The following is an 812-nucleotide window of genomic DNA, read 5'->3' as shown; positions in this document are numbered from 1 at the left end:
GGCCCTATCCAGGAAATGGCCAAAGAAGAAACTGAACTTGGCGCTGATTACCTGGACTTAAACATCGGCCCGGCCAAAAAAGACGGCCCGGACCTTGCCGCCTGGATCGTAAAAGTCGTGGAAGAAGTGGTTGATACCCCCATCTCTCTTGATACCACCAACCCCGAGGCCATGATTGCTGGCATCAAGGCCTCAAAAAATCCTTCTGGAGTGCTCATGAACTCCATCTCCGCTCAGCCTGAGCGCATGGAAAAGCTCATCCCCTTTGCCGCCGAAGTAGGCTGTGACGTGGTGGCCCTCCTCTGGGGGCCAGAGGGCATGCCAAGGGACGCCAACGAACGGGCGGCCATGGCCGTTGACCTTATCATGGCCTTAAATGAGGCCGGTATCCCTAACGAGAAGATATGGGTTGACCCAATTGGCACGCCCATAACCCTTGGGGCTGACCAGATTCTTGAAGGCCTAAATTTTCTGGCCATGCTGCCAGACATTGCCCCTGGTTGCAAGAGCACCATCGGGCTTTCCAATGTGTCAAATGGGGTGCCGCATCACCTTAGGTGCTATCTTGACCGGGTATATCTAATGATGCTCATGAAGTACAACCTCTATTCGGCGATACTCAATGTGTATGACAAAGAGCTGGTGGAGATAGCCAAGGGCAAGCATCCAGAGTGGGTAAAGCTGGTGCATGACATGATGGACGGAGACGAGCCTGACCCGAGCAAGCTTTCGCCCAAGGAATTAGAGATATACAAGACGGCCAGGGTGCTTCTTGGCAAGACTATCTTTTCTGAATCCTGGCTTGAGCTTTA

The 812-nt window shown here is 53.1% G+C and carries 1 protein-coding gene; it reads left to right on the top strand.

Annotated features, from left to right (window positions below):
* The coding region (locus TH606_RS11185) for a dihydropteroate synthase (protein WP_068544077.1) at positions 1-812 on the top strand (812 nt) is incomplete at both ends.

Source organism: Thermodesulfatator autotrophicus (assembly GCF_001642325.1).
GTDB classification, from domain to species: domain Bacteria; phylum Desulfobacterota; class Thermodesulfobacteria; order Thermodesulfobacteriales; family Thermodesulfatatoraceae; genus Thermodesulfatator; species Thermodesulfatator autotrophicus.
The sequence above is the reverse complement of the archived record's forward strand: the minus strand, read 5'-3'. Positions and strand labels throughout refer to the sequence as shown.